Origin of the sequence: Rhizobium sp. BR 315, from assembly GCF_050577975.1 — a bacterium.
GTDB classification, from domain to species: domain Bacteria; phylum Pseudomonadota; class Alphaproteobacteria; order Rhizobiales; family Rhizobiaceae; genus Rhizobium; species Rhizobium miluonense.
In genome coordinates this window covers 142891-151367 of the sequence record NZ_JARWKZ010000012.1, presented here as the reverse complement: position 1 = coordinate 151367, position 8477 = coordinate 142891, and the positions used below count along the sequence as shown (strand labels likewise).

General features: G+C 59.5%; 6 protein-coding genes and 1 tRNA gene. 4 read left to right on the top strand and 3 right to left on the bottom strand.

The genetic code is table 11. The features are described 5' to 3' along the window. Positions 1-158: 158 nt before the first annotated feature. The 3 genes from QD409_RS15150 (at position 159) to QD409_RS15140 (ending at position 2732) form a co-directional block, all read left to right on the top strand. Positions 159-235: transfer RNA gene (locus QD409_RS15150), tRNA-Met, on the top strand. 699 nt (positions 236-934) lie between these two features. Next, positions 935-1549: a TetR/AcrR family transcriptional regulator gene (locus tag QD409_RS15145; RefSeq protein ID WP_092852403.1), complete on the top strand. Its 615-nt coding sequence runs from the start codon at positions 935-937 to the stop codon at positions 1547-1549. Next, on the top strand, positions 1542-2732 hold the full coding sequence (locus QD409_RS15140; RefSeq protein WP_430763037.1) for a DUF418 domain-containing protein: 1191 nt from the start codon (positions 1542-1544) through the stop codon (positions 2730-2732). Before QD409_RS15145 ends, QD409_RS15140 begins: the two co-directional genes overlap by 8 nt. A 130-nt stretch (positions 2733-2862) precedes the next feature. Here QD409_RS15140 and QD409_RS15135 read toward each other — a convergent pair whose 3' ends face one another. Further along, positions 2863-5424: a GcvT family protein gene (locus QD409_RS15135; RefSeq protein ID WP_430763036.1), complete on the bottom strand. Its 2562-nt coding sequence runs from the start codon at positions 5422-5424 to the stop codon at positions 2863-2865. A gap of 200 nt (positions 5425-5624) precedes the next feature. After that, positions 5625-6515, bottom strand: a complete 891-nt coding sequence (locus tag QD409_RS15130; protein ID WP_430763035.1) for an amino acid ABC transporter substrate-binding protein — start codon at positions 6513-6515, stop codon at positions 5625-5627. Positions 6516-6761: 246 nt separating this feature from the next. On the opposite strand from QD409_RS15130, the gene QD409_RS15125 reads away from it, so the two are divergent. Beyond that, positions 6762-7448 carry a cysteine hydrolase family protein gene (locus QD409_RS15125; protein ID WP_430763034.1) on the top strand — a complete coding sequence of 229 codons (687 nt, stop codon included), beginning with the start codon at positions 6762-6764 and terminating at the stop codon, positions 7446-7448. Positions 7449-7530: 82 nt separating this feature from the next. On the opposite strand, the gene QD409_RS15120 is transcribed toward QD409_RS15125, so the two are convergent. Further along, complete coding sequence (locus QD409_RS15120; protein WP_430763033.1) at positions 7531-8262, bottom strand: dienelactone hydrolase family protein; 732 nt, start codon at positions 8260-8262, stop codon at positions 7531-7533. Between the last annotated feature and the right edge of the window lie 215 nt (positions 8263-8477).

The following is an 8477-nucleotide window of genomic DNA, read 5'->3' as shown; positions in this document are numbered from 1 at the left end:
CCTTTGTCGCTTCTGGAAAGCAACCAATTCTCCCTCGGCGCACGCGAAATAACGTGCCAAGGGAACACACGACAAACCGCAAAGCGGTTTGCGTGGATGACGCAAGCCGAACACGGCTTGCTATTCGCGACAAATCGCTTCGCGATTTGCGCTGGTAACGCGGGGTGGAGCAGCCCGGTAGCTCGTCAGGCTCATAACCTGAAGGCCGCAGGTTCAAATCCTGCCCCCGCAACCAATATCCCATCCCTGCCAAGTTCTTATCGCTGGCGCGAAGCATTCCGCTTCGCTCGCGATGTAGCTCCTCGTCCTGCGGACCATAACCTGAAGGCCGCAGGTTCAAATCCTGCCCCCGCAACCAAATCTTACAGCCTGGATCAATAAGTCCGGTAGCTCCTCAGCCGCAGAACCTCAAGCGGGGGCCGCCCTCGAGCATAGCGAAATCGAACAGGGCTAAGCAGGACTGCGCGAAGCTACAAACAGGGCTAAGCAGGACCAAAAACCAGTGTCAAAATGCCCGCGTCCTGCGGGCTTTTGTATTTGGTGACGCGTCGAGGATTGAACGACTTCTCAGGCCCCCGCAAGCAGCCTAAGCCGACAAAGCCCAGCTCGATCGAACAGCCCCACTGGACCCTCATGAAGCAATAAGCAGCGCCCCCAGCGAGGCCATAAGCCTAGAAATGGGTATACGGTTCGACGGTGACGTTGGCTACGGCGACTATGTTGTTGGCTGCGCGCCAGACGGGTCCGTTAGGACTTCACCATTTCCGTCCTGCATCGCGGTCGGTTTCGATTGATGCCTCACGGCGCCGACCTTCGAAATTCCCAGTCCATCTTCAGCAGACGCAGCTGTGGCATGCCCCGGAAGGGGAGTGTCTTGACGCTATAGCTTTGGTCAAATAATAAACAGAGTACGCGCTTTATTTAAGGGGCATCAATGCGTACTCGCGATCCCGAAAAACATGCCCTGCAACTGGAGGCTATCCTTGAGGCTGCCAAGATCTGCTTCGCCCGGACCGGCTTTCACAGGACCAGCACCGAAGCCATCTGTGGCGAGGCTGGTGTGAGTTCCGGAAAATTGTTTCACTATTTTCCGAACAAGAAGGCGATCATCCTCGCCGTCGTCCACGAACAGACGAGCCAGACGGCGACCTATATTGGCGAGTTGCTTCAACAGGCGGATTTGGCGGCAGCCCTGCTGGATTTCTTTGATGTCGTTCTGCACCTAGCCGCGGATGCGCTGGAGAGGCGGTTGATATTGGAGATCGCGGCTGAAGCAACGCGAGACGAGGATGTCGGCGCGCTCAATGCCGCCGGCGACAGGCTTCTCAGGGATGGTCTCACAGCGCTTTTGAGCGGCGCGGCCGAGCGTGGCCAAGTCAAGCTTATGGTACCGCTCGAACATGCCGTTCGGTTTCTGATGATCGTCATCGACGGGATCTTCAACCGCGCGTCGATCGATGCCAGCTTCGATCCCGCTGAAGAGCGTGCTTCGCTCCGAACCATCATCAGCAACGTTCTTTGCATCACCGGGGAAAATCCCGATGCGTGATCGTGGTCGCATTACCAATATCGACGCATTGCGCGGCTTTGCCCTGTTCGGGATATTACAGGTCAATATTCTCGCGTTCTCCTCGGTCTATTATGGCACCGGTCTTCAGGCAGCGGATGGGTGGTCGTCGCTCGACGCTGTTCTGGCTTTCGCGATTTCGGCTGTCTTCGAGCTGAAATTCTATCTGCTCTTTTCGTTTCTGTTTGGCTACAGCGTCACGCTACAAATGCAATCGGCGCAAAAGGCGGACGTGGCTTTTCTGCCGCGCATGTTGCGCCGTCAGGCCGGATTGTTCCTGATCGGGGCCATTCATGCGCTCGTTCTGTTTCACGGCGACATACTCACCACTTACGCTGTCCTCGGCTTGCTGCTCCTCGCCGTGAGAGAGGTGCGCGGCGGCTTCAAGATCCGCTTTGCGGCAACGCTCGTCGCTGTAACGGCGGTGCTTTGGTTCGTTTTCGCGCTTCTGCAATGGAGTATGCCGGATCAGGACGATAGCGCTCTCGTGATGGACCATGCGCAAACGGCGCTCGCCGCCTATCGGGGAACGCCTCCTTCCATCATGGGGCAGCATAGGGAGGATATCGTGTCGTTCCTGCCGATGCTGTTGCTGCTTCAAGCCCCCTGTGCATTGGCCATGTTCCTCATCGGCTTCGTTTTCGGGCGGCGAAAGCTGCTGGAAAATCGGGATCTCTATCGACCGTATCTCGGCCGGATGATTGGATGGGGACTGGCAGTCGGTTTGCCCGGCGGTGTTGCGTACGCCTGCGCAACGCAGTTTGCTCCCGGCAGCTCGCTGGAAACGGCAGGCTTGGCGCTCTCCATTCTCACCTCGCCATTCCTGACTGGAGCCATCATCGCAGGGGTGCTGACGGCGTTGGATTCCGGCCGGATGGGCAGTTGGCGCGATTATCTGGCAAGCGCCGGACGTATGGCGCTGTCAAACTATCTCATGCAATCGGTTGCCTGTGCCCTGATCTTTCATGGTTATGGTTTCGGACTGATCGGCCAACTCTCTTTCGCCATGACGCTGGCTGTGGCCGTCGTCCTCTTCGGTGTTCAGCTTCTTCTCAGTCGCTGGTGGCTTCGGCGCTTCAACTATGGACCGGTCGAATGGCTGCTTCGCGCGGTCACCATAGGTCATTGGCCCCGATGGGATTCGAGCGGAAGCAGCAATCTCTGAGGGCGTGAACATCCGTCCATGCGACAGAGCTTTGCCTCTCTGAACGACAATCGCTGCCATCCGCAAAATGAAACTGCCCGTCTGGAACCAGACGGGCAGTTTTTGGCTTAGGGCTTATGTGGCCGAGAGATCAGCTGCGCGGCTTGAGGTTCTCGGCGTCGTAGAGCGGCTTGTAGCCGACGGCGACGACTTCGACTGGGTAGGTCTCGCTGAAATATTCGACCTTGAGCTTGCGTCCTTCCTGGGCGTAGGACCAAGGCAGGTAGGTCAGCGCAATGTTCTTGCCGATGGTCGGGCCGTAGGCGATCGAGGTGGTGAAGGAGCGGCGGCCGAGTTCGTCGACCAGCGTTTCGCCGGTTTCGGGATCCATGACAGGCAGGATGCCGACCGGGTAGCGGGCCACGCCGTTGGAGTCCACATTGTCTGTCATGACGAGCGTGCAGAGCATGGCCGGCTGATGCTCGCGGGCGCGATATTCGAGATGCTTGGCCTTGCCGCGGAAATCGGCTTCCTTGACCTTCGGGCGGGCAAGATCGGCTTCGAGAAGATTGTATTCCGTCAGCAGGTCGGCATTCTGAAGTCGGAGGCTCTTTTCCATGCGGCGGCTGTTGGCATAGGTTTCGACGCCGACGGCGATGGCGCCCGTCGAGCGCAGTGCGTCCCAAACAGCGAGCGCATCACCATAAGCCATATGCAGTTCCCAGCCCTGTTCGCCGACATAGGAGATGCGGAATGCCGTGACGTTCTTGCCGGCGATCCGGATCTGCTTGATCGCGGCGAAGGGGAAGTTTTCCTGCGACAGGCTTTCCGGGTTCTCGACCACCTTCTGCAGGTTGGCGCGGGCGTTCGGCCCCCAGATGCCGATCGTGACGTAGCGTTCGGTGACATCGGTGATGGTGACGTCGAAACCCTTGTCCTCAGCGACACGGCGCATGTAGTGGAAGTCGCGCGGGCCGGCATCGGCGCCGTCGATGAGGCGGCAGCGGTCGGCCATGCGGATCACGGTGAAGTCGGCACGCACCATGCCCTCGTCGTCGAGGAAGTGGGTATAGATGCCCTTGCCGATATTGGCGTCACCGCCGATCTTGGCCGCGCAGAGCCATTCCAGCAGCTCGACATGATCAGGCCCCTCGATGTCGTACATGGCGAAATGCGAGAGGTTGATGATGCCGCAATCTTCGCTCAGCGCCAGATGCTCGGCATTGGAAACGCGCCAGAAATGGCGGTTGTCCCATTCGTTTTCACGCACCGGTATGCGATCGCCATATTTTTCGAGCAGGTGCTCGTTTGCCGCGTAGCCGTGAGCACGCTCCCAGCCGCCGAGCTCCATGAAATAGCCGCCGAGCTCCTTCTCGCGCTCCCAGAAGGGCGAGCGGCGGACACTGCGGCCGGTCGCATAGGGTTCGCGCGGATGGACGGCGGGATTGTAGATCTTCTGGGCAGCCTCGGTGCAGCGGCTTTCGATGAAGCTCTCCTCCAGCATATGCGGGTAGAAGCGGGAATAGTCGATCCTGTTGTGGTCGATCGCCGTGCGGCCGTCGGTCATCCAGTCGGCAACGAGCTTGCCGAAGGCTGGACCGTCCTTCACCCAGATGGCAACGCAATACCAGAGGCCCCGGACCTTCTGGCTTTCGCCGACGGATGGGCCGCCATCGGTCGTGACTTGCAGCAGACCGTTGAAGGAATGACCTTCGTTGTAACCGAGTTCGCCGAGGATCGGCGTCAGCTCCATGGCGCGTTCGAGCGGCTCGATGATCTGCTCCATGTCGAGGTCGCGCTGCGAGGGCGAAAGACGGGCCTCGTGCTTTTCGAGGAGATCACGGGGATGGCAGAGGCGCGGGTTCTTTTCTTCGTAGTAACCCCATTCGATCTGGCCGCCTTCGGCCGTCTTCGGGTCGCCTGTGTCGCGCATATAGGCGGAGTTGCCCTGGTCGCGCATCAGCGGGAAGCCGATTTCCTTGCCCGTGCCGGCAAATTCGTTGTAGGGGCCGAAGAAGGTCAGCGGGTGGTCGACGGGCATGACCGGCAGGTCCTCGCCGACCATCTCGGCGATCAGGCGACCCCAGAGGCCGGCACAGACGATGACGTATTCGGCCTCGATGGTGCCGCGGTGGGTGACGACGCCGGAGATGCGCCCGTCCTTGACGATGAGAGATTGGGCGGGCGTATTGGCGAAGGAGAGGAGCTTGCCGCTCTTTTCGCCTTCATCGATGAGCTTGCCGGCAACCGTCTGCGAGCGCGGGATGACGAGGCCGGCATCAGGATCCCACATGCCGCCCTGCACCATGCTTTCCTCGATCAGCGGAAACTTTTCCTTGATCTCGGCGGGGTCGACCAGGCTCACGCGCGTGCCGAAGGCCTTGCCCGAGGTCACCTTGCGCTTGATTTCCGCCATGCGGTCGTCGTCGCCGACGCGGGCGACTTCCAGGCCGCCGACGCGGGCATAATGGCCGAGCTTATCGTAGAAATCGATGGAATAGAGGGTCGTCCAGCAGGACAGGAAATCATGGCTGGTCGTGTAGCAGAAATCGGATGCGTGAGCGGTCGAGCCGATATCCGTGGGGATACCGGACTTGTCGATGCCGACAATATCGTCCCAGCCGCGCTCGATCAGATGGTGGGCGATCGATGCGCCGACGATACCGCCGAGCCCGATGATTACGACCTTCGCCTTTTGAGGAAATGCTGCCATTGCGTGCGACCCTGATTGATACTGGAGGCGGATTTTATGATGTGTGCGGCGGCGACCAGAGCCTGTCTACGACATATTCAAGATGCTTGCACGACGACCTGCGGGCCGTCGCAGTCGAGAAGCGGAGGATTTTACCGCAATGAACGCATTCGGTAGATGTCGCAAAGGCGATGGCAAGCTTCCCGCCTGTGTCCGCAACGCTATTGCGGGATGGATTGCATCATGACCTCGCGGCGCAAGATCGGGCCTTCATTGCCGAAATAGGTCGCAAGCAGCTTCGTGAAATCATCCGACTGGTAGAGATCGGTCAGCGTCTGATCGACGAGCAGGCGAAAGGCCGAGTCATCCTGCCTGAGCGCGATCCCATAGGGTTCGTGCGTGAAGAGGCGATTGCCAATGGCGAGCGTGGAAGGGTTGCGGGCATGGGCTGCGAGGTCGAAGAGTAGCGCGCGATCGGCGAAATAGGCATCGATCTTCCGGCTTTCGAGGGCGGCCAGGCCGTCCTGATGGGTGGCAAAATCCTCGATGCGTGTTTGCGGCACGTCAGGTCCGAGCGCCTCGCGCAGCGTCGCGCCGGTGGTCGTGTCGGAGCGGACGCCGATCGTGCTCTTTGTCGGCACCTGCTTGCTGGAGGCAAGGGTCGGCCGCTTGTCGAGGAAAAGCACCATCAGATAGTCGGGCGAATCTTTGCGTAGCAAGGCGCTTGCGCCGGTCAGGAAGATCGGCTGCGAGAAATCGACGCTTTGACGTCTGGCGAGATTGATGGTCAAGGCGCCGCAGAGGAGGTCGATGCGGCCGTCTTTCACGGCATTGAAGCCGTCGGCGAGGGTCATTTCGACATAATCCCGCTTCAGGTCGGTAACCTTGCGGCCGACGGCGTCCGCGATCTTGCCGCAGAGATCGACGGCATAGCCGGTGGGACTACCGTCCTTCTTCCTGAAGGAGAATGGCGCCTCGTCGTTGATATAGCCGATACGGATCAAGCCCTTTTGCGCGACGATATCGAGCGTCTGGGCGGCCGTGGCTGCATAGGCTGAGAGGCCAAGGGCAATGCCTGCCAAAATCAATCGTCTCATGCAGTTCGCCAGCATGGTCATGATCTCCTGGAGAATGGTGGCGATCGCAAAGGCTTAAGCGCAGATTATGGTCTGGCTGACTTTTGTCAACGATGGATTGTCTCGGGCGATTGCCGGTCGAACAAGGGTAGCAGCCGTATCGTCGTCATATTCGCTCATTCCCGGTATCACGAAGAGTTTCGTTACCCTGCCGCGATTTCCGGCCTATCTATCCTGCAGGGTTGTCTACCCATGAGAACGCTTGCACAGGAGACGAACGTGATGCGACAGCCAAGTGCCACGACCCGGAAAGCGGTCTTTACCTTCAGTTCCTGTTTTGCAGCTTTTTGTACGGCCTTCAGCCCGGTGCTGACATCGCCGGCGATGGCGCAGACGATCATAGACGAGTGGCATGAGGTGAAACCGCCTGCACCGCCGGAGCTGAAGCCCGTCACGATCGATCCGAAGACGACGGCATTGCTGATCCTTGATTTCAATGGCGCACAGGATCCGACCAAGGGGCCTTGCAACGAGAAAACCAAACCGCGTTGCCTCGCCTCCGTGCCCAAGGTCAAAACCCTGCTGGATCAGGCGCGAGCCAAAGAGATGCTTGTCGTTTTCAGCTTGGCCGGCGCCGGCCAGCCGCAGGATATCGCAACGGCTCTGGCGCCTTTGGCGAGCGAGCCGATCGTCAAATCCGGGGCTGACAAATTCATCGGCACCAATCTGCGCAGCATTCTCGCCGACAAGGGCATCAAGACCGTCATCGTGACGGGCACGGCCTCGGAAGGCGCCGTTCTCGATACGGCGACGGATGCCGCTTTGAACGGCATGAACATCGTGCTGCCCGTTGACGGCATGTCGTCCACCGAACTTTATGGCGAGCAATATGTCGCCTGGCACATGGTCAATGCACCTGGCGTTTCGCAAAAGACGACATTGACCAGCATCGGGCTGATCAGATTCTGATCCGGCAGCGGCTCCATGGCCTTTAGACCGGGTGGAAAACATCGCGCTTTCGGCATGACAGCGCGATGGTGGTATCGTTTGACTATGCCAAGGCTTCGCCGAACAGATTCAGAAGGCGTTTCCAGTGCCTTTCGGCGCCGGTCTTGTCATAGACGCCATGGTCCGGCACCGTCCATCCGTGCGCCATGCCGACGTAGTTTTCGATGATATGGTCGACGCCGCCGGTGCGAAGCGCCTCGGCGAGACGGGCGGATTGCTCCGGCGGAAAGCTGTTGTCGATACCGGCAACGCCGACATAGACGCGCGCCTTGATATCGGCCGCAAGGCGGTGCGGGCTGTCTTCCGCTTCGCTGGCGAGATTGCCGCCGTGGAAGCTGGCCGCCACCGTGATACGCTCGGGATAGGCGGCAGCGGCCGTCAGCGCGCGAGCGCCACCCATGCAATATCCGACTGCGCCAGCTGGACCCTTGGCGCCTGCGGCAGACAATGTGTCGAGGAAGGCGGCGCTGTCGTTTCTCGTCATTTGTTGCGTCGTTCCGCGCAACATTGTCATGATGGTCTCCCGCGATGCCGGATTGCCGAAGGCGCTGCCGTCGAAGGGGCCATAGGCGCCGAAGCGATAGAAGAGGTCCGGAAGCAGCACGATATAGCCGGCATCGGCAAGCCGCTGCGCCATTCCGTAAAGCGAGGCGCGGGGACCCATGGCATCCATGTAGAAGATCACGCCGCTCTTGGCCGGAGCATCGTTGCCGGGGCGGAAGAGGGTGGCTTTGGCAACACCGTCGGCCGTCTTGATGTCGATGTCTTGTTTCATCGTCGTATCCCTTACGATTTTCTGTTGTCGGATTGGTTTCCCCGAGGCTGTCGCCAGACTGGCAAATGGTTGGTGGGGGCTCAATAGTATCGCTTGCTGAAAATGACGTGATCGACGGATCGGCGATCAATATGTCTTGAGTTTCCGTGCTTGCCTGCGGTGACATAGTATAGCCGGCAATGACGGCTATGGCCGGACCTTTGAGGATAATTCCG